Genomic DNA, 24,587 nt, shown 5'->3' on the forward strand with positions numbered 1-24,587 from the left:
ATGTGCCTCAATAAGTCTGGAAGGATGCAATCGAGCGGCTGATGTTGCGGTCGATATCTTTGGGATTGTCATGTTCGACGACGAAGTGCTTCGCCTTGGTGGCGCGCAGGGCCGTCATCAGCTTGCCCCATTCCACCTTGCCGTGGCCGACATCGGCCCAGCCGTCTTCGTCCTTGGCCTCGCCAGCCGGCGCGATGTCCTTGACATGCACGGCAGTGATACGCGAGCCAAGCTTTTCGATCCAGGCGAAAGGATCGGCATTGCCGCGAATGACCCAGGCGATATCGGCTTCCCAGGAAATATCAGGCGCCCCCTCGAAGAGGCGCTCGATCGCCAGCGAGCCGTCGGCCAGCTTGACGAATTCGAAATCGTGATTGTGCCAGCCGAATTCGTAGCCGGCTTCCTTGTACGGCTTGCTCATCTGCTGCAGGCGTTTGCCGAAGGCGACCCAGCCGGCAGCGTCGGTAGGGCGCTGCTCAGCGGCCAGATGCGGCGCATAGATGGAATCCATGCCGAGAATCTTGGCAATGTTCAGCGACTTCTGCACGTCCTTTTCCAGGAAATCAGGGCTGAAATGGCCGGTCGCCATCACCAGGCCGTTCTTGTCGAGATCGGCGCGAAGGCTCTTCAGCCCCGCATCGTCGAGATCGGCATAAATGCCGCCGAAGCCCTCGACTTCGGCATAACCCGCCTTGCCGAGCTTTTCGAAAATCGCCGAATAAGGCTGGAAGTTGCGCGCGCTGTACAGTTGGTAGCTGAGTTTCGTCATCATATTCTCCTCGGGCCTCGTGCCCATGCTTGGGAAGGATCAATCCGCCGATTGGCAGGAATGCAGGTCGTAGAACCGGAACTCCGGAAGCGCGCCGCGATCAAGCGGCCGTGCCGGAGTAAAGGTGATGCGGCGGCTCTCGCCGGCTGCAAGGTCGAAGGCATTGTCGGAATATTTGCCGTCCGTACCGGTCTCGATCATCACAAAGAGCGCAAGTCCCCTCGCGGTGACGTTGACATCGATCGCGCCACTCTCCTCGACATATTCGTGAGTGGCGGTCAGGCCCGAAGGCTGCAATTCCAGCGCCTTATAGGTGCCGTTGACATAATGCCCCTCGCCGCCCATGCCGTTCGACGCGGTGAAATGCCAGGCAAGCAGCGTGTCGGCGGGAATTTCGGAGACGTCGATGCTCGCAGCCGTCACCGCCGCATCCGGCGAGCACACGGCTTGCACGTCCTTCAGGTGCAGGCGCTCGCCCTTCATGGTCAGAGCCGAGATCGAAAGATCGATGCTGATATCTTCAAGCGTGTCGTTGACCAGCGAGAGGCGGATCGTCTTGCCGTCCTCGGAAGGAATGGCTGCGACCGCGACCGGCTGGAAGAAGCGCTTGACGAGATAATGCATCGCCTTCCAGCGGCCGCCATAGTCGAGGCTGGACCAGGAGGCGACCGGCCAGGTGTCGTTGAGCTGCCAGTAGATCGTGCCCATGCAATGGGGTTTGAGCGACCGCCAATATTCCACCGCCGTCTTGATGGCGAGGCCCTGCTGGATCTGGGAGAGATAGACGAAATTCGGAAAATCCTTGGGGAAACGGAAATAACGGAACATCGTGCCGGCGATACGCTCGTTGCCGCCGGCATTCTTCTGGTGCAGTTCCATAACGGGTGAAGCGACGTTCATGTCCTTCTCCTCGGCATAGGTCTTGATGACGGGCAGCGAGGTATAGGACTGGAAGCCGAATTCCGAGCAGAAGCGCGGCCGCACCGAGCGGTAATTGTCGAACGACTTGTTCTCGTGCCAGACCGACCAGTAGTGCATGTCGCCTGAGCCGTCGGCATGCCACGCATCGCCGAAATCAAGATAACCCGATGCCGGGCTCGACGGCCACCAGAGCGCGCCGGGCAGCGCCTTCTTCACCGCCTGCTCGATCGTCCGGTTGAGGCGGTCGTAGGAGACGAGATAGCGGTCGCGGTCTTTCCGTGATTCCTCGAACCAGGTGAGCGCTCCCACAAGCTCGTTGTCGCCGCACCAGAGCGCGATCGAGGGATGTGAGGAAAGCCGGCGCACTTGGTAGTCGACCTCAACAGCCACATTGTCGAGGAAGTCCTCGGTCGAGGGATAGAGGTTGCAGGCGAACATGAAGTCCTGCCAGACCATCAGGCCCAGCCGGTCGCACAAATCGTAAAAATGATCCTGCTCGTAAAAGCCGCCGCCCCAGACGCGGATCATGTTCATGTTGGCGGCTACGGCCGATTGCAGCAGATCTTCGGTCTTTTCAGGCGAAGACAGCGAAAACAGCGCGTCGGCCGGGATCCAGTTGGCGCCGCGGCAGAAGATCTCGCGGCCGTTGACCTTGAAGGCGAAGCGGCTGCCTGATGCATCCGGCGTGGTAATCAGCTCGATGGTGCGAAGACCGATCTGCTTCGTCACCTCATCCGTCGGCAATTCGACGGACAGGCTATAGAGCGCCTGCTCGCCGCTGCCGGAAGGCCACCATAGCCGCGGATTGTCGATATGGAAGAGATGGTTGACATGGGTCTCGCCATGGACGCCGACATCGAGGCGCACGCGCTCGCCATCGAGATCGAAATAGACCTGCGCAATACTCGGCCCCTTGGAATAGAGCGTCGCCGTCACCGTCAGATCGACCGAACCGTCAAAATTATGCGTCTGGCGGGTGACGACATGTTCGATGCGCGCGGTCTCGAGCTTTTTCAGCGCGATCGTGCCGTAAAGCCCGAACGGCGCAATGGCGATATTCCAGTCCCAGCCGAAATGGCATTGCGGCTTGCGCAGCATGTTGCCATCCGGGATCGGCGAATTGCCCGTGCTGTAGGGGATATAGAAGGGCTGCTTCTTCTGCCGCTCGGCCCCGACGGCGGGGTTGGAGGCGAAGACAATGCGGATGAGATTGTCGCCAGATTTCAGCATGCTGGACACATCGGGCCGGTAGCGGCGGAAGCTGTTGTCGGCTTCGAGCGCCAGGAAGCCGTTGACGTGGACGCTGGCGACCGTATCGAGGTAGTCGATATCCAGATACCAGTCGCCGTCGACCTCCTGCAGCGTGAAGCTGCGCTCCACCGCCCATTCACGCTCGGCGACCCACTGCACCTTTTCCTCGTTGCGGCCGAAATAGGGATCGGGGATCAGCCCTGCCCGGTGGAGCGCCGTATGTATGTCGCCCGGCAGCATGATCGCGGTTCGAATCTCGCCATCGACGGAGGCGAGCTGCCACGAACCGGAAAGGTCGATATTGGGGTTGGTCGATGAATGCGTCACGATGTCGTTTCCGAATTACGGTTTTGAAATGGACGGCGCATGATCGCCGTCCGGCCATTGTCGTTCGTTGTGACCCTTCTTCCCCGTCATGCTCGGGCTTGACCCGAGCATCCACTCGGCATCAATCGGCAGCCTCGGCATGGGTCCTCGGGTCAAGCCCGAGGATGACGGAGAGCGAAGTTAGCCTCTTGCCAAGCTGGCGCCGGCCTCAGGGAGGGTGGAGCGTTGGTAGAATTCATACAAACAGCCCTACAGCAGGCAGGCGGCCCGATCTCCGGCCCGCCCGCAAATTTCCTTAGAGACGCAGCTCACTCTCGGCGTCGAACACCGAAGCCACCGTCATGTCGAAGCTCAGCTTTACCTTGGCTCCGACGTTGAAGCGGCGCGCACCGTTGACGCGTACCGACATCGTGTGACCGGCGTGTTTCAACCACAGGAGATTGTCCGCACCCATCGGCTCCTCGATATCGACGGTCGCGTCATGCTCTTCGCCGCCGACATTCTCGTTGACCTTGATATGCTCTGGGCGAACGCCGAGCACCACCTTGCGGCCGGGCTGCAGCACCTCATTGGCGTCGTAGGCAGCGAGCGAGAAAATGACGCCGTTGGCGGAAAAGGCAATGCCGTCGCCTGATTTGACCAGTTCGCCGCGCAGGAAATTCATCGACGGCGAGCCGATGAAGCCGGCGACGAAGAGATTGCGCGGCCTGTTGTAGATCGTCGTCGGATCATCGAGCTGCTGAATGATGCCGCTCTTCATGATGGCGATGCGGTCGGCAAGCGTCAGCGCCTCGATCTGGTCATGGGTGACGTAGATCATCGTGTTCTTCAGCGACTGGTGCAGGCGCTTGATTTCGACGCGCAACTCCGAGCGCAGCTTAGCGTCGAGGTTGGACAGCGGCTCGTCGAACAGGAAGACGTCGACATCGCGCACCAGTGCCCGGCCGATCGCCACGCGCTGGCGCTGGCCGCCGGAAAGCTCAGCCGGCTTGCGCTTCAGCAGTGGCTGAATCTGCAGGATTTCGGAGGCACGTGCCACCCGCTTGTCGATCTCGGCCTGCGGCACCTTGGCAACGCGAAGGCCGAAGGACAGATTCTTCTCGACCGTCATCTGCGGATAAAGCGCATAGGACTGGAACACCATGCCGATGCCGCGGTCCTTCGGCTCCTCCCAGGTGACGTTCTTGCCCTTGATGAAGATTTGCCCTTCAGAGGCATCGAGCAGGCCGGCGATGCAATTCAGCAAGGTCGACTTGCCGCAGCCGGACGAGCCGAGCAGCACCAGGAACTCGCCGTCGTTGATGTCGAGGTTGAGATCTTTCAGCACGCTCACCGCGCCGAAATTCAGCGACAGATCCTTGATGGAAACGCTTGAGTTGGAGACACTTGAATTCACGTTCATGGGATCAACCCTTCACTGCGCCAGCGGCGATGCCGCGGACGAAAAGCCGTCCCGACACGAAGTAGACGATGAGCGGCACGAGACCGGTGAGGATCGTTGCCGCCATGTTGACGTTGTATTCCTTCACGCCCTGGACGGAATTGACGATGTTATTGAGCTGCACGGTCATCGGATAGGTATCCGGCCGGGTGAAGACCACGCCGAACAGGAAGTCGTTCCAGATGCCGGTCACCTGCAGGATCATCGCGACGACGAAGATCGGCAGCGACATGGGCAGCATGATCTTAAGGAAGATCTGCCAGAAGCCCGCGCCGTCGACACGCGCTGCCTTGAACAGTTCTTCCGGCAGCGACACGAAATAATTGCGGAACAGCAGTGTCAGGATCGGCATGCCGAAGATCGAATGCACGATAACAAGGCCGGTCAGCGTGCCGTAAATGCCGATTTCGCGCAGGATGATGACGATTGGATAGATCATCACCTGATAGGGAATGAACGCCCCGATGATGAGGATCGAGAAGAACAGCTCTGACCCCTTGAAGCGCCAGTTTGCCAGCGCATAACCGTTCACCGAGGCAATGGCGATCGAGATGATGACCGACGGCACGGTGATGCGCACCGAGTTCCAGAAACCGCGTGACAGGCCATCACAGTTCAAGCCTGTGCAGGCCTCCGCCCAGGCCTTCACCCAGGGCTCGAAGGTGATTTCCATCGGTGGCGAGAAGATATTGCCGAGGCGGATTTCCGGCATGCCCTTCAGCGACGTCACGACCATCACGTAGAGCGGCAGCAGATAATAGAGCGCCGCGATGGTCAGCGTTCCGTAGAGCATGATGTTGCGCGACGACAGCGCCGGGCGCGGCTTCGCGCCGCTCGGGCCTTCGCCGAGTCTCGGTGCGACGGCATCGATACCGGCAACGGTGGTGTTGAGAGTTCCTACATCAGCCACGCTTGCGCCCTCCGCCGAATTCGAGATAGGCCCACGGAACGATGATGATCGCGACGGTGACGAGCATCATGGTCGAGGCAGCAAAGCCCTGCCCCAGGTTCTGCGCCTGGAACATGTAGTCGTAGACGTATTTCGCCGGCACTTCCGAGGAAATGCCCGGCCCACCCGATGTCTGCGCCACCACGAGGTCGTAGACCTTGACGATGCCGGAGGCGATGATGACGATTGTGGTGATGAACACCGGCCGCATCATCGGGATCACGATGAATAGATAGGTCTTCCACATCGGGATACCGTCGACGCGCGCCGCTTTCCAGATGTCCTCGTCGATGCCGCGCAGGCCGGCAAGCATCAGGCACATGACGAGGCCCGTTCCCTGCCAGAGCGCGGCGATCAGAATGCCGTAGATGACGATTTCAGGCGTATAGAGCGGATTGAAGGTGAAGCTCGTCCAGCCCATCGAACGCACGACCGACTGAATGCCGAAATCGGGGTTCAGAACCCATTGCCAGACAAGGCCCGTCACGATGAAGGACAGCGCGAAGGGATAGAGGAAGATGGTGCGGAAGGTGTTTTCGAAACGGATCTTCTGGTCCATCAGCGCGGCGAGCATGAAACCGATGACCAGGCTGAAGATCAGCGAGAGCACGCCGTAGAGAGCCAGGTTCTCGATCGCCGTCACCCAGCGGGGTGCCGCCCAGAGGCGCTCGTACTGATCGATGCCGACAAAGCTCAACCGCGGAAGGAGCTTGGAATTGGTGAAGGAATAAAAGACCGTCCAGAACGTGCCGCCGACAAAGATCACCAGCGCTGTCAGGATCATCGGAATGGACGCAATCTTGGCATTCAGATTGCGCAGTAACTTGATTGGCCGGCCTGCTTGCGCTTGACCCGTCATGAACACTTCTCCTCAATTCGCAGCTGCGACCCGTAGCAGAACGGGTTGGCAGCGTTTGCCATCCTGTCCCGGGATTCGCCGGAATGCCGGAGACACGCCGCCGGCCGGACCATTGGTCCGGGGGACGATCCGGCTCCTCAAGAGCCGGATCGCAAAGGCAGCGAATCTACCGATCAGTCAGCCGAAGCGATGATTTTGGCGAAACGCTTCTGAGCGTCCTCCGGCGTCATCGACGGGTTGGCGAAGAATTCGGAGAAGAGGTCTTCCTTCTGCTTCTGGCTGTCGGCCGAAAGCAGCTGGTCGGTACCTTGGATCACGTTGCCCTTGGCGAGGATGTCGAGACCCTTCTTCATGCAGTCGTTTGCGGCGGCGAGATCGACATCGCCGCGAACCGGCAGCGAGCCCTTTTTCAGATTGAAGGCAACCTGGGTCTTGGGATCGAGCAGGGTCTTGGCAAGCACGGCCTGCGCCTTGGACTTTTCCTCGTCCTTCAGCAGCGGGAAGTAGAAGGCATCGCCGCCGGTCGAGATGATCTCGTTCACGCCGAGGCCCGGCAGGCATGTGTAGTCGGTTCCGGCCTTCTGACCGGCGAGCGCGAATTCACCCTGCGCCCAGTCGCCCATGATCTGACCGCCGGCCTTGCCTGTGATGACGAGGTTAGTGGCCTGGTTCCAGTCCTGGACGTTGCTGCCTTTGGCCATACGCCGCGCATCGTCGGCGGCCTTGAACACCTTGGCGATTTCAGGACCGGCGGCAACTTCCGCATCCTTGTCCTTGAAAACCTTGTTGAAGGTATCCTTGCCGGCGACGGCGACCATCAGCACGTCGAAGGCGCCTGTCGCCTGCCACGGCTGGCCGCCGACTGCGAGCGGAATGATGCCGGCCTTTTCGAGGGCCGGAGCGGCGGCGACGAACTCGTCCCAGTTCTTCGGAACCTCGACGCCGGCCTTCTTGAAGGCGGCATTCGACAGCCACAGCCACTGCCAGGAGTGGATGTTGACCGGAGCGCAATAGATCTTGCCGTCGATCGTGCAGGAATCGAGCAGGCTCGCCGGGCGGATGATGTCTTTCCAGTGCTCGGCAGTCGCTACGTCGGTCAGGTCGCGCATCAGGCCAGCCTGAACGAGCTCCTCAGCCTGGCGGCCATGGTTGAACTGGGTGGCGCCCATCGGGTCGCCGCCGGTGATGCGGCTGATCATGATCGGACGGGCGGTGCCGCCGGAACCGGCGATCGCGCCGTCGACCCAGTGATTGCCGGTCGCGTCGAACGCCTTCGCCAGCTCGGCCACAGCAGCCGATTCGCCGCCTGATGTCCACCAATGCGTGACTTCGAGATCGGTAGCATTGGCGGCGCCGAGCGGAAGCGCGACCGAAGCGGCAAGCAGAGCCGCCATAATACGAATTTTCATGAGTTTTCCTCCCTCACTGAAACGTTGCCGGAAAAACTTAGATCAATCGATTTCAGCACGCAACCGCCCGCCTTCAAATTTTTCCGCAACAATGGGAATTACTACTTGTGCATGTTTCCTGGCGGCCCGACCATCCCCACCGAACGGGCATTCAGGCGAACGATCTCGCACATGCACTTTCAATTTAAAAAATTGAAAATACACAGTAAATTCTGAATAGTTGTATTAAATTCCGCCGCATCCATTTCGCAAGTGCAAAAAATCAGGGCATGAGCCGTGGGTTCAACCTATGCACACAATGCCGCAATGCACACAGGAAAAAATCCTCGACATTTCAACTGTATCGTTACAGATTGCGCTTCTTAGGGAGGCGCGATTTCGGCAGGCGGCGGGCTTACGGCGCCTGAAAAAGCCTCTATAAGCGACACCAATTCGCGCGAGGCAGGCCTGCAGGGATGGAAAACAAGGGAAATTTCGGGCAAGCAGCATCGCCAGCGGCGCGCGAACGCCCGACGTTGAAGACGATCGCCTTCATGACCGGGCTCGGCGTGACGACAGTGTCACGCGCCCTGAAGGATGCGCCCGACATCGGGGCGGAAACCAAAGAGCGGGTGCGCATGGTCGCCCGCCAGCTCGGTTACCAGCCAAACAGGGCCGGCGTACGCCTGCGCACCGGCAAGACCAACGTCATTGCCCTGGTCCTCAGCATCGACGAGGAGATCATGGGCTTTTCGAGCCAGATGGTCTTCGGCATCTCCGAGGTCCTGTCCGGCACGCCCTATCATATCGTCGTTACGCCGCACTCCCACAGCAAGGATCCGATGCTGCCGGTGCGCTATATCCTCGATACCGGCTCGGCCGATGGCGTGATCATCTCGCGCATCGAGCCGGACGATCCGCGCGTGCGGCTGCTGACCGAGCGCGGCATGCCCTTCGCCACCCATGGGCGCACCGACGCCGGTCTCACACATCCTTTCCATGACTTCAACAACGAAGCCTTCGCCCACCAGGCGGTGGAACGGCTCGTCAAACGCGGCCGGCGGCGCATCGCCCTGCTGCAGCCGCCGAGCAAGCTCACCTATTACGCCCATATCCGCATCGGCTTTCAGACCGGCCTGCATGATTACGGCGCCGAGGAAGTGCCGCTGCGCATCAACAGCGATGCGCCACTCGCCGACATCCGCGACGTCGTCGAGGTGATGATGCGCTCACCCCATGCCCCTGACGGCATCGTCTGTTCGGCCGGCAGCGCGGCGATCGCCGTCAACGCCGGCATCGAGGCCGCCGGCAAGGCGCTCGGCCGCGATCTCGACATGGTATCGAAGCAATCGGTGCCGATCCTCAACTGGATCCGCCCCGAGATCATCACCGTCCAGGAAGACGTGCGTCAGGCCGGCCGCGAAATGGCCAAAGCCGTCATCGCCCGCATCGACGGCGTCGAACCGGAACTGCTGCAGAGCATCAGCCAGCCGATCTGGCCGGAGGGCGGGAAGTAAGCGGTCGGCCGGTCGGAATCCTAGCGAGTGACAGCCGCCGGCCTCGGCATGTTTCACCCGTTATTTCCCGGTAGGATCTGCCGGCAACGGCTGGCGCCAAAAGCGATCTTGCATTGTGCGATCGCCAACCGCTATGTCCTCATCACCATGAAGAAATACGGACGAACCTATCACCTACCGATTTCACCGGGAGCGACAAGCGACGACAAGGTCATGGCGACGCTTGACGGGCTGATGATCGGTGATCTCATCATCACCGAGAAGATGGATGGCGAGAACACGACCATTCATCGTGGCGGGTCTCATGCCCGCAGTCCCGATAGCCGTTACCATCCGTCGCGCGATTGGCTAAAGGCTTTTTCCGCCGGGATACAGCCGCAACTGGCTGATGGCGAGCGCGTGATCGGCGAAAATCTCTACGCCCGGCACTCCGTCGGTTATGATGATCTGCCGTCCTTCTTTCTCGGCTTCGCATGGATTGTCCATGACGAAGTACAGTCCTGGGATCTGACGCTGGCCCGGTTCGAAGAATTGGGCATCGTTCCTGTGCCGACCCTGTATCGCGGACCATATGAAGCCGGCCTGTTTGAGCAGACTGCGGCCTCCCTGAATAGAACCAGGCAGGAGGGATTTGTCGTCCGGACCGCTGATGCGTTCCCAGAAGCCGACATGTCGGTTCGCATGGGCAAATATGTGCGGGCAAATCACGTTCAAAGTGAAACGCACTGGATGCAGTCGGAACTCATCCCCAATCGGCTGGCAAATTCGTGACGCCCACAAATGGCGCAAGCCGCCATGAAATCCATACCAATCCTCCGTCAAATCCGGCCGCGCAGTCCTTGCCGGTTGCCCCAGCACCGCCGCGATCTTCGGGTTGCGTCCCTCGCCTCGAAAAAAGCCAAGATTGCCAGCCATCTCGCAACCAGCCACGGGGAGATCGACGGAATGCAAGAAAGCAGCGTGCCCTATTTCAGCCAATGGGAAACACCCGGCATGACGCTGCAGGTGCTTGCCCACGGGTCGCAGGCCTTGCGCGGCGATCCGCTCTGGCGCCATTCCGGCGCCGCGACGATCGAGGAATATGCGCGCTGGGCGGTCAATGTCTGCGGCATGGCCTGTTTGAAGATGATTCTGGCCGCCCGCGGTGAGATCCATCCGACCCTCGAGCTTGCCCGGGCCTGCACTAGATATGGCGGTTATGTCGTCAACGAGATCGATGCCTCGATCAAGGGGCTGATCTACGCCCCCTTCGTCCGCTTCGCCGCCGACCGATTCGCACTGAATGCGGAGACGATGACAGGCGTCGAGACATCGGCCATTCCAGAGCTTCAATCGAAACGGCGCTTCTTCATCGCCTCTGTGCATTCGGGCATCCGCTGGCCGGAGCGCCAGCCGCCATCGAAGGGCGGCCATCTGGTGCTGGTGACGGCGGCGAGCGACGAGGCGATCCGCTTCCACAACCCGTCCGGCCATGACGAGGCAAGCCAGGCTGATGTGACGCTGCCGCTTGCCGTCTTCGACCGTTTCTTCGCCAATCGCGGCATATCTGTCGACGCCTGACCCTTTCAAAACCTGACCCTTCCGGAGGCTTACATGACCCCTTCCCCCAACAGGCTGCGCATCGCCGTGCTTTTCGGCGGCCGCTCGGCCGAGCACGAGGTGTCCGTGCTCTCAGCAGCCAACGTCATGGGTGCGCTCAAGCCGGAGAAGTATGACGCCTTTCCTATTTTCATCACCCGCGAGGGGCGGTGGCTCACGAGCAGCTTCGTGGACGGCGCCTTGGCGACACCTTCATCGGGCACGGAAATCTGCCTCGTGCCGGGCGGCTGCGGCCGGGTAATGGCGATCCCTGCTAATGGCGCACCGCATGAGTTGGCGGCGATCGACATGCTGTTTCCCGTGCTGCACGGCCTCCATGGCGAAGACGGATCGGTACAGGGGGTGGCGCAGGTGGCGCGTGTGCCGCTTGCAGGCTGCGGCATCCTCGGCTCGGCCGCAGCGCTCGATAAAGAGATCGCCAAGCGGCTGCTCAGGGCGGCCGGCCTACCGGTCGCCCGCGCCGTGACGATCCATGAAGGGACGACCCCGTCGCTCGCAGCGCTCGAGGACGAACTCGGCCTGCCGCTGTTCATCAAGCCGGCGCGCCAGGGATCGTCGATCGGCGTCGCCAAGGTTCATGCCAGCCAGGAATTCGCAGGCGCTCTTGCCGAAGCCTTCCGCCACGATCGCACCCTGCTCGCCGAGGAGTTTATTACCGGCCGCGAGATCGAATTCAGCGTGCTGGAGGATGCGGCTGGAAAGCTTTTCGTTTCACGCCCCGGCGAGATCGTCCCGGCGGAAAGCCACGGCTTCTACAATTACGATGCCAAATATATCGACGAGAACGGCGCGGCGCTGAAGGTGCCGGCCGAGCTGCCGGCCGAGGTCGAAGCCGCCATGCGCGACGCAGCGGCAGAAGCCTTCCGGGCCGTTGGCTGCGATGGGATGGCGCGCGTCGATTTCTTCCTGACCTCGGACATGCGCTTCGTCATCAATGAGCTCAACACCATCCCCGGCTTCACCGATATCAGCATGTATTCCAAGGCGATGGCGGCAAGCGGCATCAGCTATGCCGAAGTCATCGACCGGCTGGTGGAACATGGCATGGCGCGCGCGGGCCGGGCCGGCTAAATCATGAACAGGTTGGTGCTCATTTCCGGATGTTCCGGCGGCGGAAAGTCGACCCTGCTTGCTGAACTCGGCCGTCGCGGTCATGCGATCGTCGAAGAGCCTGGCCGACGGATCGTCAAGCAGGAGCTCGAAGGCGACGGCGCGGCCCTGCCCTGGATCGACATCGCGGCCTTCGCCCGCCGCGCGATCGAGATGGCGGCGGCCGACCACGCGGCGGCGCGCGGGCAGGCCGGCTGGACCTTTTTCGATCGTGGGCTGATCGATGCCGCGTCGGCGCTTCAGCACCTGACCGGAGAACCGATCCTGGAAAAATTGAGCGCTTTCCACCGCCATAACACCAGGGTCTTTATCACCCCGCCATGGCCGGAAATCTATCTCACCGACCCCGAGCGCCGCCACGGCTTTGACGAGGCGGTCGCAGAATATAGCCGGCTTGCCGCGATTTACCCAACGCTTGGCTACGACGTCGTCACGCTGCCGAAAATCGCGGTTGCTGAACGGGCGGATTTCATCCTCGATCGCTTTGAAGCAAAGTAACCGCTCCGTCCGCTTTCTCAGCGCCGGCGAAAGACACACCACTGAAACGACTGCCGGCCGCCGCCGGGTGTCGTGTGCTCCTCACGCCACTCGCGTTCGAGCGCGAAGGCGGACGAAAATTCGGTCGCAAGCGCTGCCGCGTCGTAACGCTGGACCGGCAGACCGCTGCACCGCTCCGGCCCGTCCGGCGCGAAGGTCGCGATGATCATGATGCTTCCCAGCTCCGTACCGGTTTCGAGCGCATGGCGATAGGCCAGCCGCCGCCCGGGATCGGTCAGGAAGTGAAAAACGGCCCGGTCGTGCCATACATCGTACCGGCGGTCAGGTTTCCATGCGGTGACGTCGGCAACCAACCAGGTGATTCGAACGGCTTCGTCCCCGAGCCGCGCCTTGGCGACGTCGAGCGCCGGCGCGGCTATATCGAGCACGGTGAGATCGGACCAGCCGCGCTCGACGAGACGGTCGACAAGGCTCGATGCCCCGCCCCCCACATCGATCAGCGAAGCCGAGGCCGGCAGTTGCAGCTCATCGAGCACATGCAACGAAGGCCCGGGCGTCTGCTGATACCAGCTGACGCTGTCGGCCGCTTTCGTGCGATAGACCTCGTCCCAATGTTCACGCTTCGCGTCCGTCATCCGGCAGCCCATCTCTTGCAGAGCCCGATCCTGACCTATCAAGATGTAAGGATTGAGACGTCCGTCAACCGCCTTACGCCTGCGAACTTGATCTCACGAGGCCGAGTGACGATAGACAAGATCGGCAGGAACGGTTCGGGGCGCTGCGGGATCGAGACGCGCCCCAAGCCGCTCCGCAACGGCAACGGATGCGGCATTGCCGGGAGCGATATAGCTTACCAGCGAAAAGGCCCAGTCCCGCAGCGCCAGGGCCGCCTCGGTCGCATAACCCCTGCCCTCATGGCCCTCATAGACGAACCACCCCAGTTCCTTTTCCGGAAAGAGCGGCCCATGATTGATCCCCACCTGACCGACGCATTCGCCGCTCTCGGCAAGCGCGATCATCAAAGCCCCATGCCCGAAAAGCTGCCAGAGCGCCACGTCGTGGCAGAACATCCCCCACGCGGCCCTGAGATCGAACGGGCCGCCCATTCCGGCCGACCGCGGCGAAGCCATCAGCCGCGCATAGGCTTCGAAATCATCGATCTCGGGTTTCCGGAGAATTGGCCGCTCGGTTCGGAGAGTGATCGCGCCGGTTCCGGACATGTCATCGCCTTCTGTTGAACATCTAGCTTTCGAACGCCGGAGCGAACCGAAGCGTACCGCTCGGCGCCGGCCCGTGGAGGACAATGTGTTGGACGAGCCGCGTATCGAGATCGTGATAGCTGAGTCTCCCGTCGCTGCTGAAGCCCGCGCCGCGATAGACGTCGGGATTGCCGATCAGCGCGCATCCGCTGGCACCCATCTGCTCCAGCAATTCCAGCCCGCTGGCGATCAGCGCCTTGCCGATGCCCTGCCGCTGCCTGTCCGGCTTGACCGAGATCGGGCCGAGCCCGAACCAACCCGCATCGATGCCGTCGATCGTTACCGGCGAAAACGCGACATGCCCGAGAATCTCGCCGTCCTCTTCGGCAACCAGCGACACCGTCAGATCGCCGCTGGCGCGAAGCCTCCCAATGATCGCCGCTTCCGTGCCGTCGCTGTAAGCCATCGGCTCAAAAGCAATCGATGTCAGATCATGGATCGCGTCGATATCATCAGGCGTCTCGATTCGGATGAGCATCTTTGTCAATTCCCAGGCGTGTTGTCTCGCGCAAGCAGTGTCTTACCCCATTGAAACGAAATGTCGTAGATCCGAGAGAATCCTGCGGGAATCCGTTGCCCTCTTCCGCCGGAGATTATCCGAGGATATAAACTAAGGCCCGTGGGCACCGTCCTGCTGATCGAAACATCGGAGCGTAACATCTCTGCCGGCACCGTCCGGAGGCTGTGTGCGTCTTCGCAATCAGAGGTTCTGCGATGAATGATATCGCCGATCACGGTGTTCGTTTCGGACGAATTGCCGCCATGCTGCCAGTCAAGGACATGACCAAGGCCTACGACTTTTACGCCAATGTCCTCGGCTTCAAGAAAATATTCGAGAACGGAAATCCTGTCGGCTTTATGATCCTGAAGCGCGATCAGGGCGAGCTGCATCTCACCTTGCAGCCGAACCACAAGGCTGCGGACTTCAATGTCGCGCATTTGATCGTGGACGATGTCGACGCACTGCATGCGCTTTGCCGACAATATGGGCTGAGGATCATCAAAAGCCTTCAGGACAAGGACTACGGATTGCGGGCCTTTGTGTTCGAAGATCCCGACGGCAACCGCATCGACGTCGGTCAACCGATCTAGCCGGGCCGATGGGCACTGGATGGGGAATGCGGATACAGCCCCATCCAGCGCTGGAAAACACCGGAATTCCGCGGCGAACGCCGGATCAAGACTGGTGCCGGGCGGCTGTGGGCTGTGAAAAAGCCCGACGCAACGGCCGGACTCTTCCTCGATCTCTTCTCGGCAAACCTTAGAAGCTCGCCGCACCGCTGCCCCAGGGGCCGTGGTGGAAATCCTTGCCGTCCAGGCGATCGAAGCCGTGGGCGCCGAAGAAATCGCGCTGCGCCTGGATGAGGTTTGCCGTGCCCCTGCCCTGGCGGTAGGCGTCGAAATAGGTGAGCGCCGAGGTCAGCGCCGGCACCGGCAGGCCGGCCGAGATGGCGGCCGCGACGACGCGGCGCAGCGCCGGGATCGATTCCTTGACCATGTCTGAGAAGGCCGGCGTGACGATCAGGTTCGCAGCGTCCGGGGCCTTGGTGAAGGCCGAGGTGATCTCATCGAGGAACTGCGAGCGGATGATGCAGCCGGCGCGCCAGATCCTGGCAATGGTCGGCATCGGCAGCGACCAGTTGAACTCACGCGAGGCTTCCGCCATCACCGCGAAGCCCTGCGCATAGGCGCCGATCTTGGCGGCAAAGAGCGCCAGTTCCAGATCCTTGTTCAGCTCGGGACCGTAAGCGATCGGGAAAGAAACGGCCTGCGTGCCGAAGATCTTTTCCGCCGCTTCGCGCTGCGACTTCATCGAGGAGAGGCTGCGGGCGGCGACCGCGGCTTCGATTGCCGTTGCCGGAATGCCCATGTTCTGCGCTTCGATCGCCGACCATTTGCCGGTGCCCTTCTGGCCGGCCTTGTCGAGGATCATGTCGACCATCGGGCCGCCGGAAACCGGATCGGTCGCCGCAAGCACCTTCTCGGAAATCTCGATCAGGTAGGAGTTCAGCCGGCCCTTGTTCCATTCCCCGAAGATGCCGGAGATGTCGGAGGCACTCTTGCCGAGGCCGTCGCGCAGGATGCCGTAGATTTCGGCGATCATCTGCATGTCGGCATATTCGATGCCGTTATGGATGGTCTTGACGAAATGACCGGCGCCGTCATTGCCAAGCCAGGCGACGCAGGGTTCGTCATTGTAGCGGGCGGCAATCGAGGTCAGCACCTTCTCGACGCGCTTCCAGGAGTCTTCCGTGCCGCCGACCATGATCGACGGGCCATGGCGCGCACCTTCTTCGCCACCGGAAACACCCATGCCGATGAAGGTGAGATCAGTGTCCTTGAGGCGGTCGAAGCGCGCGACGGTATCGCGGAAATTGGCGTTGCCGGCATCGATCATGATGTCGCCCTTGGACAGATGCGGGCGCAACGCCTCCATCTGCTGATCGACGGCATCCCCCGCCTTGATCATGATGATGATCGGGCGCGGCGGCCGGATTGCATCGACGAACTCTTCGATCGTCTTGCAGGGAATAATCTGCTTTTTCAGATCGCCGGCGCTTTCGTAGAATTCGTCGGTTTTCTCAGGCGTACGGTTGAAGACCGCAATTTTATTGCCTTTCTCCGCGATGTTGAGCGCCAGGTTGGAGCCCATGACCGCAAGACCGATCAGTCCGATTTCTGCCTTTTCCACGACAAACCTCCGATGTGTCATTTGGACCGGTGTTGTGGCACTGTCTCGGTCAAACGGCAAGTCTCGCAAGGGTCTAATCGGTTCGCAAAAGCAATGAAATGACGCTTGCAATATCCCGACTTGTCCGACAACCACTTGCGCCGGCTCATCGGCAACCAAGTTTTCGCACGACCTGCCCTTGATGCCCTATCTGATGGTATCATCGGCGTTTCGGGAGATACTGTCTTGGCACCGGAAAGACGAAAAGATACGGCGCTGCTCGCTGCCCGTGCCGGCCGCTACCGCGAATATGCGCCGCCGCCGGCGCTGCGACGCCATTTCAACCGGTTCTGGTCGCATGCGCTCCATGACGGACCGCCGGCAAAGGTGGCGATCGTGCCGGACGGCTATTGCGACCTCCTCTGGATCGATGGCCGGCTGGCAGTCGCCGGGCCCGACAGGACGGCGGCCTTTCCCACTCTCCGGCCGGGCACCACGGTCATCGGCGCACGTTTTGCGCCGGGCGCCGCGGCACCCTGGCTGAAGACGCCGCTCTCGGCGCTGGTCGGCTGTTCGGTGCCGCTTGCCGACATCGGCTGGGAGCACGCGGCCGAATTCGAGGCACGGCTTGGCGATTGCCCCGATCCAGCCGATGCCATGGCGCTATTCGGCCGCCTGCTCGAAGAGGCCGTGCGCGATGCGGACGAACCCGCTGAGGATGCCGCCGTGATCTTCGCCGCTGCCGACGGCCGCCGCCCGGCGTCCGGGCTGCTCGGCCGGCTCGACATGAGCGAAAGGCAGCTGCGCCGCCGCTGTCACCACCATTTCGGCTATGGCGCCAAGACGCTGGAACGGATCCGTCGGTTCCAGCGTTTCCTCGACCTCTGCCGCAGGACAGGCACGATACCGCTTGCCCATCTTGCACTCGAAGCGGGCTTTGCCGACCAGGCTCACATGACGCGCGAGGTCGGCGAGCTCTCGGGCCTGACACCTAGCGCCATTCTTGGCCAACTCAGCATGCCGAAAAGGCCGGGCTGACCGTTTTGTTCAAGACGCCGCGGATCGGCCTGTTATGACAGCAAGACCCAATATCGAGGACCTGCAAGCCATGTCGACGATGCCCGCGAAAATCATCCACCAATCAATCGAGCGCGACTGGCGCGACGTCTATGATTTCGCCGGCAAGCCGGAGAACATGCCGCTCTGGGCCTCTGGCCTTGCGAGCGGCCTCGAGCCGAACGGCGCTGACTGGATTGCCCATGGCGCGCTTGGCACCGTTAAAGTGAGCTTCGTGCAGACCAATGAATTCGGCGTGATCGACCACACGGTGACGATCGAATCTGGTCTCCGGGTCTATAATGCGCTGCGCATCGTGCCGAACGGCGACGGCTGCGAGGTCATGTTCACGCTGTTGCGCCTGCCCGGCATGACCGATGCGCAGTTCTCAGCCGATGCCGCCCATGTCGAGAAGGATCTCGCCATGCTGAAAGCCCTGATGGAGAGATAGATGTCCGAGAAGTCAGAAAACCACGATCGCCGCATCGATTATGTCGAATTCAACGTTGCCGACATCGCCGCCGCCAAAGCCTTTTACGGCTCGGCCTTCGGCTGGCGTTTCACCGATTACGGCCCCAATTACTGCGAATTCGACGATGGCCGGCTGAAGGGCGGCTTCACCGATTTCGGCCCCGTTCGACCGGGTGGCCCGCTGGTTGTCGTCTACGCCAGGGATCTCGAAGAGGTGCTGACGTCGGTCGAGAGAGCCGGCGGCACCATCGTCCGGCCGATCACCGATTTTCCCGGAGGCCGCCGCTTCCATTTCCTCGACCGCGACGGATATGAACTCGCCGTCTGGGCGACTGCCTGAAGGTGCCTGGCTAGTCGCGGCCAGCTATTGATCAGCCAGTTGGCTGCTGTGGCTCGATATCCTCCATGACGAGCAGCGCGCCAATCACCGTACCGCCGACATCGCGTAGCGGCGACATGCGACAGCGCACTTGCCCCGGTCCGCCGCTACCGTTCGGACACTCATAGGCGTAGTCGATCTGCTCACCGGCAAAGCAGTCGTCGAGCTTGTATTTGGCGCACGCGGCAAACAGCTCCTCTCCGATGAATTCGGAAAGATGGCGGCCGATGAGTTCCATCGGCTTCTTGTTGAGATAGGCGCAGTTGGCTGGATTGGAATAGAGGAAGCGATAGTCCCTGGTCAGCACCACCACCCGGTCCGGTAGGCTTTCGAGGATTGCCGAATTGAGAAACTGACCATTGTCGGTATCAGGCACATAGGCCGGCGGTGGCTCGATGCGCACGTCCTGCGGCGACGGCACGCGCCAGTCCGGGCCATGCGTGCCGAAATAGCGGTCAAGCAGGTAGGAAAGCACCGTCGTGTGCTCGGTGACGCTGGCGCTGTCGTCGGCGTCTTGGCCGATGAGATGAGTCACAAACTGCAGCTGCATGTAGACTTCGAGCAGATTGACCGCTTGATGGGCGAGGATTGCCTCGACCAGCGGCTCGACATGGCCGTCGAGCGCCGTGACGCGCTGATCATCACCCAGGCGTATGGCTTCCTCTATCTGCGTGCAACGCAAGGAAAAAGCTCGAAAAAGCTCCAGCAAGACGCCCAACTCCCATTGGCCCAAGAGACGGTCCGAGACCTATTATGGCTGCACATTTCGAAAAATGCGCCCTTCGGTAGACATTATTCGCGTCTTGGTAGTGACGGGTAACATAAAAATGCACTCAGTTTCAATCCGAGACCATTGCCGCTTTTCACCGCTGATAATTGGGGGTGGATATTCTGAAAGCATGTCGCGCAAAAGCGTGTCGCGGTTTTGCAGATAACGACATGCACCAAAACAAAGAACTGACGCGCGAGAGCGAATCCGATAGATCGCGTCGCGCTTTAGGAGCTGAGCGTCTGCTTGATCTGCCAGCGGTCGTGATACCAGAGCCACTGTTCCGGATATTCCCGAACCCAGCTTTCCACCTTGTCGTTGAGCAGCTGCGCGGCAGCCGGCAGGTCGAGATTGCCTTTGGCGTCGCGGGGCATTTCCAGCCGCGGCTCGATTTCCAGCCGATAGCGGTTGCCTGGCAGCCGGATGCAGCGCGCCGGATAGACCTCGCAGTCGAACTGGCGCACCAGCTTCGGCAGCAGCGGATTGGTCTTGACGTCGCGCCCGAAGAAGGTGCCCTTCAGCCCCTTGCCAAATTTCTGGTCGACGAGCACGCCCACGCCTTGGCCGACTTCCAGCTGACGGGCGAGCGCGAAGGAGGAGCCGGCATGCGACGGCACCAGCTTGCCCATCCGCGCGCTCCTGAAATCGAAGACCTTCTTGGCGACATAGGGATTGTTCGGCGGCCGAAACAACACGGTCACATGAAGCCCGAAGGCGGCACCGGCCACCGGCAGCAGCTCGAAATTGGCGGTATGGCCGGTAAAGACGATGAAGGGGCGCGGATTGTCGCGCAGATCGAGAAAGATCGGGATGCCCGACACCTCCACCCTGCCCGGCTCGGCATTTGCGGGATCATAGTCGAACAGCTGGTCGAGGAAGACGTATTCGGCCGCCAGCCGGCCCATATTGCCCCAGCTTGCGAGCGCGATCTCTTCGATCTCAGCTTGGCTTTTCTCAGGGAAGGCGTTGCGCAGATTGACGAGCATCAGCTTGTGGCGGCGCGTCCGCTGGCCGAGTCGGCGCGTCATCCTGTCGGCGAAGCGAATCGCGCCATCAGCCGGAAACAGCTTCAGCACATTCAGAAAGCCGAACATCACCTGCGCCACCAGCCATTGCTGGAAGTGCCTGAGCGCCAGAACGATCCGGGTGATGAGGAGCTTCACTTGGGGCTCAATCCATTTTCAGAATGATCTTGCCGAAGATCTGGCGCGATTCCATCCGCTCCAGCGCCCGATCGATATCGCTGAAGCTGACCTCGGTATCGATGACGGGATGGACGAGTCCACGGCCCATCTTCTGCATCGCATCCGCCATGTTCTCCATGCGGCAGCCGAAGGAGCCGAAAAGCTTCAGCTGCTGCTGGAACAGCATCATCAGGTTCATATCCGTGGAAACACCCGAGGTAGAGCCGCAGGTGACGAGCCGCCCGCCGCGCTTCATGCAGAGCATCGAACCCGCCCAGGTATCCTTGCCGACATGTTCGAAGACGACGTCGACGCCCTTCTTCTTGGTGAGCTTGCGCACCACGCCCTCGAAGCGGTCCGTGCGGTAGTTGATGACATGATCGGCACCGAGCGCCTTGGCCTTTTCGATCTTGTCGTCCGAACCGACCGTGGTGATGACGGTGCAGCCGATTTTCTTGGCAAGCTGGATCGCTGCCGTGCCGATGCCGGAGCCGCCGGCATGGACGAGGATCGTTTCGCCAGGTTCAAGCTTGGCATTGTCGAACAGCATGTGCTCGACCGTGCCGAAGGTGACGGGAGCGAGTGCCGCGCCGATCGCGTCGACGCCGGGAGGAGCCGGCACCAGCAGCCGCGCGGGAAGGTTGACCTTCTCCTGCGCAAAGCCGTCGAGATGGAAGCCGTGCACGCCGGAGACATGTTCGCAGAGATTGTCGCGGCCTTCGCGGCAGGGGCGGCAGAGGCCGCAGGTGCGCGCACCGTAGATGGAAACGAGCTGTCCCGGCAGCACGTTGGCGACACCCGGGCCGATCGCTTCCACGACGCCGGAAGCCTCCGCACCGATGACCAGCGGCATCTTGCGCTTGGCGAATGCCATGCCGCGCCAGCCCCAGACGTCGATATGGTTGAGCGCCACCGCCTTGACGCGCAGCGTCACCTCACCGGCGGCAGGCGCATCCGGTTCCGGCAGGTCGGTGATCTCAAGCTTGCGGTCATCGATCAGTTGCAAAGCGCGCATGGCAAAATCCCTCGCCGTTAGAACGCCGTGCGTCCGTTCGGACGCACAAAGGACGCTCTAACTCTTTAAATCTACGCATCAGGCTTTCCGAAAATCGCCCGATTTTCGGGCCGATGCTGTAGGCTTCATCTCATCTCAAAAAATGTGTCGGGAACCGCTTAAGCCGGTTCGAGCGCCATGACAAGGCTGGCATTCTGCCCGCCGAAGCCGAAGGAGTTGGAAAGCACGGCGGAAACCTGCGCTTCCCGCTTTTTGTTCGGCACGACATCGAGAACGATCGACGGATCGGGATTGGTGTAGTTGATCGTCGGCGGCAGCGTCCCTGTCAGCATCGTCTGCAGCGAGAACACCGCCTCGACGGCGCCCGCCGCCGTCAACGTATGGCCGATCATCGACTTGTTCGAGGAAACCGGAATGCCGACGAGCCGCTCGCCGAAGACGGCCGACATCGCCCCATATTCCATCTTGTCGTTCTCCGGCGTCGAGGTGCCGTGCGCGTTGATGTAGCCGATGCCGCTTTCGTCGATGCCGGCATCGGCAAGGGCCGCGCGGATCGTCGCGATCGCCGGGCCGCCGTCCGGCGAGGAGCGGGTGCGGTGGAAGCTGTCGGCCTTGTCGCCGGCGCCCTTCATGATGCCGAGCACCTTGGCGCCGCGGGCAACCGCCGCTTCCAGCGATTCCAGCACCAGCGTCGCCGCACCTTCGGCGATGACGAAACCGTCGCGATCCTTGCTGAACGGCTTGGATGCCTTGGTCGGCGGATCGTTCTGCGTCGAAAGGGCCGACAGCAGCGAGAAGCGGATCAGCGCTTCGGCGCTGAGAGAGCCGTCGGTTGCAACCGTCAGGGCGCGATCGGTGCGGCCCTGGCGGATCGCCTCGATGCCGAGCTGGATCGCCGTGACGCCGGAGGCGCAGGCCGTCGACAGCGTGACCGGAAGGCCGCGCGTGCCGAAGCGGTCGGCAAGCCGCTCCGAAATGGCGCCAAACAGGGCCGCCTCATGGAAGGCCGGATCTGGCCGTTGACGCAACGCCGTCAGGAAACGTTCATAAGCATCACCAGGATGCTCGGAGGCCGGCGAACGGTCGGCAAGCTCGAAACGGGCGCTCCATTCCGGCTCGATCGGCGGAGCGGCGAGGAAAAGCGGGCCATTGAAATCGCCGGAAAGGCCGGCATCGGCAAGCGCCTCGATCGTCGTTTCGCGGGCGAAGGCGTAGGAGCGCTCGACGGCATTCGGGGCCGGGATGCCGATGAAATCGACGGTGCCGGCGATCCGCGTCGACAATCCTTCGGTCGGGAAACGGTTGATCTCGTGGATGCCCGAGGTGCCTGACGAAAGCGCTGCCCAGTTGTCGCTGAGGCCTTGACCGAGCGAGGTGATGATACCCATGCCGGTCACGGCCACGATCGGACGGCCGAGGTGATCCCTGTAAGCGGAAGCTGTCATATCTTTCACTCCTCACGCATTTGCGGAAAGGACGGCAACGCCCTCGCCGCGCTGGTGTCCGACCGCGGTCACGACGGCGGCGGTGGCGCCTGCCCGCATCGGCGCCTCATGGCCAGCATCGAAGGCCGGAACCTTGGCCTTGCCGTCGACGGCAAGCGCTGCAAGCGCCAGACCCAGCGTGAACTGCGTCTCGATCGTATGGCCGGTGACGCCGCCAAAGCCACGGATCGCAACACCGGGCAATTGATGTTCGAGCACTGCCCGCTCGCGAGCGGCAAGATCGTGCATGCCGGTCGAGCCGGAAAAGATCGCCGTGCTTTCGGCGGCAAGCCCGGTGGCGGGTGCTAAAAGCCGCTCCAGCCGGACCTCGAGATTGCCGGCATTGCGGTTGCCGCGGTCGCCCTCGACCGCATCGATGACAGCATAGATATGCGCGCCGCGCGCTTCCGCATGCTGGCGCGATTCCAGCACCAGGAAGGCGCCGGCCGAACCAGTGATCATGCCGCCGCCGTCGCTTGATTTGCGCGACCAGAGCGGCACCCAGTCGCCGCGCGCATGGGCGCCGATCGCTTCGGTGAGCAGGATCATATCCGGCCGCTCCGCTGCGAAGGCGCCGCCGACCAGCGCATGCGAGGATTCGCCTGATTTGATGCGATAGAAGGCGGTCTCGACGGCTGAAATCCCTGCCGCTTCCTCGCCCATGAAGGTACGCGACGAGCCGGTGACCTTATGCACGATCGAGATGTTGCCGGCGAGCAGGTTGGAAAGCTGGGCGAGGAACAGCGTCGGCCTGAGCTCTGTCGTCAGCTTCTCGTTCAGCAGCAATTCGCGGTCGTTGCGCTTCAGCGCCTCGTCGACAATCAGCGTATCGACATTGATGTCGCGCTCGCCGCCGCCGGCCGCTACGATCATGTCCATCGTGCCACAGGCCTCGAGATTGTCTTTGAAGCCGGCATCGTCGAGTGCCAAGCCTGCGGCGAAGACGCCGATGCGCTGCCAGTTCTCCATCTGGCGCTGGTCGCCACGCTTGGCGATCTGCTGCGACCAGTCGATTTCGGGCAGCGGATGCACCGGATAGGGCTTGAACTTCTCAGTCTCGACGATCGCCTTCGGCGCGCTTGCCGCCGAAAGCAGCGCGATATGCGCATCCTTACCGACGCCCTGACAGGTGACGATGCCGATGCCTGAGATGACGACGTCGTTTGCAGCCTTGCTCATCCAACCACTCCCTGCGCCGCGATCGCTTCGAGAAGCCCGATCTCGCCGGCACGTTTTTTGACGATATCGCCGAGCGGCACTTCGGAAAACGGCATGGTGCGAAGCTTCAGCTGCGCATCACAGACCTTCTTGCCGGCGCTGGTGATTTTAGCCTTGGTAACCGCGAAACCCGAACCGTCGTGCTCAAGCACCGCCTCGATGTCGAGCACGGCTTCCGGCTCGACGAACGTGCGCATCTTGGCGCCGTCGACTGACATCAGGAAAGGCATGGCGGCGAAGTTGGTGACGGCAAGCACCAGCATGCCGGAGGCCTGCGCCATGGTCTCGATCAACAGCACACCGGGAACGAGCGGCATGCCGGGAAAATGACCCTCGAAGACAGGGCTCTTGGCCGGCACGACGGATCGCGCGTTCAGCGTGCCCTTTTTCAGGTCCACCGCTTCGACGCGGTCAATCATCTGGAAATATTCCAGCAGCATTCGGATCCTCCG

General features: G+C 61.6%; 25 protein-coding genes. 9 read left to right on the forward strand and 16 right to left on the reverse strand.

The genetic code is table 11. The features are described 5' to 3' along the window. Window positions 1-7: 7 nt before the first annotated feature. From FHX03_RS19770 to FHX03_RS19795, 6 genes are all read right to left on the reverse strand, one after another. Window positions 8-769 carry a sugar phosphate isomerase/epimerase family protein gene (locus tag FHX03_RS19770; RefSeq protein WP_183855070.1) on the reverse strand — a complete coding sequence of 254 codons (762 nt, stop codon included), beginning with the start codon at window positions 767-769 and terminating at the stop codon, window positions 8-10. 39 nt (window positions 770-808) lie between these two features. Beyond that, the gene (locus FHX03_RS19775; RefSeq protein ID WP_183855072.1) at window positions 809-3,268 is read right to left on the reverse strand and encodes a beta-mannosidase; all 2,460 of its coding nucleotides are present in this window, start codon (window positions 3,266-3,268) and stop codon (window positions 809-811) included. A 295-nt stretch (window positions 3,269-3,563) separates the two neighbouring features. Continuing rightward, the gene (locus FHX03_RS19780) at window positions 3,564-4,670 is read right to left on the reverse strand and encodes an ABC transporter ATP-binding protein (protein ID WP_097625780.1); all 1,107 of its coding nucleotides are present in this window, start codon (window positions 4,668-4,670) and stop codon (window positions 3,564-3,566) included. 4 nt (window positions 4,671-4,674) lie between these two features. Beyond that, window positions 4,675-5,619, reverse strand: coding sequence for a carbohydrate ABC transporter permease (locus FHX03_RS19785; protein WP_003594053.1), 945 nt, complete (start codon window positions 5,617-5,619; stop codon window positions 4,675-4,677). After that, window positions 5,612-6,517 (reverse strand): carbohydrate ABC transporter permease, encoded by a 906-nt coding sequence (locus FHX03_RS19790; RefSeq protein ID WP_097625781.1) that lies wholly within the window; start codon window positions 6,515-6,517, stop codon window positions 5,612-5,614. Before FHX03_RS19790 ends, FHX03_RS19785 begins: the two co-directional genes overlap by 8 nt. A 173-nt stretch (window positions 6,518-6,690) precedes the next feature. Then, window positions 6,691-7,926, reverse strand: coding sequence for an ABC transporter substrate-binding protein (locus tag FHX03_RS19795; RefSeq protein ID WP_097625782.1), 1,236 nt, complete (start codon window positions 7,924-7,926; stop codon window positions 6,691-6,693). A gap of 455 nt (window positions 7,927-8,381) precedes the next feature. Here FHX03_RS19795 and FHX03_RS19800 point away from each other — a divergent pair, with 455 nt between their 5' ends. The 5 genes from FHX03_RS19800 to FHX03_RS19820 all read left to right on the forward strand — a co-directional run bounded on the left by FHX03_RS19800 (window position 8,382) and on the right by FHX03_RS19820 (window position 12,629). Continuing rightward, a complete protein-coding gene (locus tag FHX03_RS19800) occupies window positions 8,382-9,422 on the forward strand; it encodes a LacI family transcriptional regulator (RefSeq protein ID WP_183855074.1) in 1,041 nt (346 codons plus the stop codon). A gap of 147 nt (window positions 9,423-9,569) precedes the next feature. Further along, a complete protein-coding gene (locus tag FHX03_RS19805) occupies window positions 9,570-10,193 on the forward strand; it encodes an RNA ligase family protein (protein WP_183855371.1) in 624 nt (207 codons plus the stop codon). Window positions 10,194-10,367: 174 nt separating this feature from the next. Further along, window positions 10,368-10,982, forward strand: a complete 615-nt coding sequence (locus FHX03_RS19810) for a C39 family peptidase (RefSeq protein ID WP_183855076.1) — start codon at window positions 10,368-10,370, stop codon at window positions 10,980-10,982. A 33-nt stretch (window positions 10,983-11,015) separates the two neighbouring features. Next, complete coding sequence (locus FHX03_RS19815; RefSeq protein WP_183855078.1) at window positions 11,016-12,092, forward strand: D-alanine--D-alanine ligase family protein; 1,077 nt, start codon at window positions 11,016-11,018, stop codon at window positions 12,090-12,092. A gap of 3 nt (window positions 12,093-12,095) precedes the next feature. Further along, window positions 12,096-12,629 carry an AAA family ATPase gene (locus FHX03_RS19820; protein WP_183855080.1) on the forward strand — a complete coding sequence of 178 codons (534 nt, stop codon included), beginning with the start codon at window positions 12,096-12,098 and terminating at the stop codon, window positions 12,627-12,629. A gap of 17 nt (window positions 12,630-12,646) precedes the next feature. Here the strand turns inward: FHX03_RS19820 and FHX03_RS19825 are convergent, their stop codons facing one another. The 3 genes from FHX03_RS19825 to FHX03_RS19835 all read right to left on the reverse strand — a co-directional run bounded on the left by FHX03_RS19825 (window position 12,647) and on the right by FHX03_RS19835 (window position 14,366). Further along, window positions 12,647-13,264, reverse strand: a complete 618-nt coding sequence (locus FHX03_RS19825; RefSeq protein ID WP_183779361.1) for a class I SAM-dependent methyltransferase — start codon at window positions 13,262-13,264, stop codon at window positions 12,647-12,649. Window positions 13,265-13,357: 93 nt separating this feature from the next. Then, the gene (locus FHX03_RS19830) at window positions 13,358-13,849 is read right to left on the reverse strand and encodes a GNAT family N-acetyltransferase (protein ID WP_183779363.1); all 492 of its coding nucleotides are present in this window, start codon (window positions 13,847-13,849) and stop codon (window positions 13,358-13,360) included. A gap of 22 nt (window positions 13,850-13,871) precedes the next feature. Next, the gene (locus FHX03_RS19835) at window positions 13,872-14,366 is read right to left on the reverse strand and encodes a GNAT family N-acetyltransferase (RefSeq protein WP_183779365.1); all 495 of its coding nucleotides are present in this window, start codon (window positions 14,364-14,366) and stop codon (window positions 13,872-13,874) included. 236 nt (window positions 14,367-14,602) lie between these two features. Between FHX03_RS19835 and FHX03_RS19840 the strand changes: the two genes are divergently transcribed. After that, window positions 14,603-14,980 (forward strand): VOC family protein, encoded by a 378-nt coding sequence (locus FHX03_RS19840; protein ID WP_183779367.1) that lies wholly within the window; start codon window positions 14,603-14,605, stop codon window positions 14,978-14,980. A gap of 169 nt (window positions 14,981-15,149) precedes the next feature. Here FHX03_RS19840 and gndA read toward each other — a convergent pair whose 3' ends face one another. After that, the gene (gene gndA / locus FHX03_RS19845) at window positions 15,150-16,601 is read right to left on the reverse strand and encodes an NADP-dependent phosphogluconate dehydrogenase (protein ID WP_179610373.1); all 1,452 of its coding nucleotides are present in this window, start codon (window positions 16,599-16,601) and stop codon (window positions 15,150-15,152) included. Between the two features lie 204 nt (window positions 16,602-16,805). Here gndA and FHX03_RS19850 point away from each other — a divergent pair, with 204 nt between their 5' ends. From FHX03_RS19850 to FHX03_RS19860, 3 genes are all read left to right on the forward strand, one after another. Then, a complete protein-coding gene (locus tag FHX03_RS19850; RefSeq protein WP_183779369.1) occupies window positions 16,806-17,597 on the forward strand; it encodes a helix-turn-helix domain-containing protein in 792 nt (263 codons plus the stop codon). A gap of 70 nt (window positions 17,598-17,667) precedes the next feature. After that, on the forward strand, window positions 17,668-18,066 hold the full coding sequence (locus FHX03_RS19855; protein WP_097625791.1) for a polyketide cyclase: 399 nt from the start codon (window positions 17,668-17,670) through the stop codon (window positions 18,064-18,066). Next, on the forward strand, window positions 18,067-18,426 hold the full coding sequence (locus tag FHX03_RS19860) for a VOC family protein (protein WP_003594033.1): 360 nt from the start codon (window positions 18,067-18,069) through the stop codon (window positions 18,424-18,426). Between the two features lie 31 nt (window positions 18,427-18,457). On the opposite strand, the gene FHX03_RS19865 is transcribed toward FHX03_RS19860, so the two are convergent. From FHX03_RS19865 to FHX03_RS19890, 6 genes are all read right to left on the reverse strand, one after another. Beyond that, window positions 18,458-19,174 carry a PAS domain-containing protein gene (locus FHX03_RS19865; protein WP_183855082.1) on the reverse strand — a complete coding sequence of 239 codons (717 nt, stop codon included), beginning with the start codon at window positions 19,172-19,174 and terminating at the stop codon, window positions 18,458-18,460. A gap of 287 nt (window positions 19,175-19,461) precedes the next feature. Further along, the gene (locus tag FHX03_RS19870; RefSeq protein WP_097625792.1) at window positions 19,462-20,397 is read right to left on the reverse strand and encodes a lipid A biosynthesis lauroyl acyltransferase; all 936 of its coding nucleotides are present in this window, start codon (window positions 20,395-20,397) and stop codon (window positions 19,462-19,464) included. 7 nt (window positions 20,398-20,404) lie between these two features. After that, window positions 20,405-21,433 (reverse strand): zinc-binding dehydrogenase, encoded by a 1,029-nt coding sequence (locus FHX03_RS19875; protein ID WP_097625793.1) that lies wholly within the window; start codon window positions 21,431-21,433, stop codon window positions 20,405-20,407. A gap of 158 nt (window positions 21,434-21,591) precedes the next feature. Continuing rightward, window positions 21,592-22,878: a beta-ketoacyl-ACP synthase gene (locus FHX03_RS19880; protein WP_012557954.1), complete on the reverse strand. Its 1,287-nt coding sequence runs from the start codon at window positions 22,876-22,878 to the stop codon at window positions 21,592-21,594. 12 nt (window positions 22,879-22,890) lie between these two features. Continuing rightward, a complete protein-coding gene (locus FHX03_RS19885) occupies window positions 22,891-24,096 on the reverse strand; it encodes a beta-ketoacyl-ACP synthase (protein ID WP_183779374.1) in 1,206 nt (401 codons plus the stop codon). Beyond that, window positions 24,093-24,575 (reverse strand): 3-hydroxyacyl-ACP dehydratase FabZ family protein, encoded by a 483-nt coding sequence (locus FHX03_RS19890; protein WP_097625795.1) that lies wholly within the window; start codon window positions 24,573-24,575, stop codon window positions 24,093-24,095. The genes FHX03_RS19885 and FHX03_RS19890 overlap by 4 nt, the downstream gene beginning before the upstream one ends. Window positions 24,576-24,587: the final 12 nt, after the last annotated feature.

Origin of the sequence: Rhizobium sp. BK456, assembly GCF_014194045.1 — a bacterium.
In the GTDB taxonomy this organism is placed as follows: Bacteria; Pseudomonadota; Alphaproteobacteria; order Rhizobiales; family Rhizobiaceae; genus Rhizobium; species Rhizobium redzepovicii.

Excerpts from the sequence above, each read along its gene's own strand:
- FHX03_RS19770 (WP_183855070.1), bottom strand. The coding sequence starts at position 769 with ATGACGAAACTCAGCTACCAACTGTACAGCGCGCGCAACTTCCAGCCT.
- FHX03_RS19780 (WP_097625780.1), bottom strand. The coding sequence starts at position 4,670 with ATGAACGTGAATTCAAGTGTCTCCAACTCAAGCGTTTCCATCAAGGAT.
- FHX03_RS19790 (WP_097625781.1), bottom strand. The coding sequence starts at position 6,517 with ATGACGGGTCAAGCGCAAGCAGGCCGGCCAATCAAGTTACTGCGCAAT.
- FHX03_RS19795 (WP_097625782.1), bottom strand. The coding sequence starts at position 7,926 with ATGAAAATTCGTATTATGGCGGCTCTGCTTGCCGCTTCGGTCGCGCTT.
- FHX03_RS19800 (WP_183855074.1), top strand. The coding sequence starts at position 8,382 with ATGGAAAACAAGGGAAATTTCGGGCAAGCAGCATCGCCAGCGGCGCGC.
- FHX03_RS19805 (WP_183855371.1), top strand. The coding sequence starts at position 9,570 with ATGAAGAAATACGGACGAACCTATCACCTACCGATTTCACCGGGAGCG.
- FHX03_RS19810 (WP_183855076.1), top strand. The coding sequence starts at position 10,368 with ATGCAAGAAAGCAGCGTGCCCTATTTCAGCCAATGGGAAACACCCGGC.
- FHX03_RS19815 (WP_183855078.1), top strand. The coding sequence starts at position 11,016 with ATGACCCCTTCCCCCAACAGGCTGCGCATCGCCGTGCTTTTCGGCGGC.
- FHX03_RS19820 (WP_183855080.1), top strand. The coding sequence starts at position 12,096 with ATGAACAGGTTGGTGCTCATTTCCGGATGTTCCGGCGGCGGAAAGTCG.
- FHX03_RS19825 (WP_183779361.1), bottom strand. The coding sequence starts at position 13,264 with ATGACGGACGCGAAGCGTGAACATTGGGACGAGGTCTATCGCACGAAA.
- FHX03_RS19830 (WP_183779363.1), bottom strand. The coding sequence starts at position 13,849 with ATGTCCGGAACCGGCGCGATCACTCTCCGAACCGAGCGGCCAATTCTC.
- FHX03_RS19835 (WP_183779365.1), bottom strand. The coding sequence starts at position 14,366 with ATGCTCATCCGAATCGAGACGCCTGATGATATCGACGCGATCCATGAT.
- FHX03_RS19840 (WP_183779367.1), top strand. The coding sequence starts at position 14,603 with ATGAATGATATCGCCGATCACGGTGTTCGTTTCGGACGAATTGCCGCC.
- gndA (WP_179610373.1), bottom strand. The coding sequence starts at position 16,601 with ATGACACATCGGAGGTTTGTCGTGGAAAAGGCAGAAATCGGACTGATC.
- FHX03_RS19855 (WP_097625791.1), top strand. The coding sequence starts at position 17,668 with ATGTCGACGATGCCCGCGAAAATCATCCACCAATCAATCGAGCGCGAC.
- FHX03_RS19860 (WP_003594033.1), top strand. The coding sequence starts at position 18,067 with ATGTCCGAGAAGTCAGAAAACCACGATCGCCGCATCGATTATGTCGAA.
- FHX03_RS19875 (WP_097625793.1), bottom strand. The coding sequence starts at position 21,433 with ATGCGCGCTTTGCAACTGATCGATGACCGCAAGCTTGAGATCACCGAC.
- FHX03_RS19880 (WP_012557954.1), bottom strand. The coding sequence starts at position 22,878 with ATGACAGCTTCCGCTTACAGGGATCACCTCGGCCGTCCGATCGTGGCC.
- FHX03_RS19885 (WP_183779374.1), bottom strand. The coding sequence starts at position 24,096 with ATGAGCAAGGCTGCAAACGACGTCGTCATCTCAGGCATCGGCATCGTC.
- FHX03_RS19890 (WP_097625795.1), bottom strand. The coding sequence starts at position 24,575 with ATGCTGCTGGAATATTTCCAGATGATTGACCGCGTCGAAGCGGTGGAC.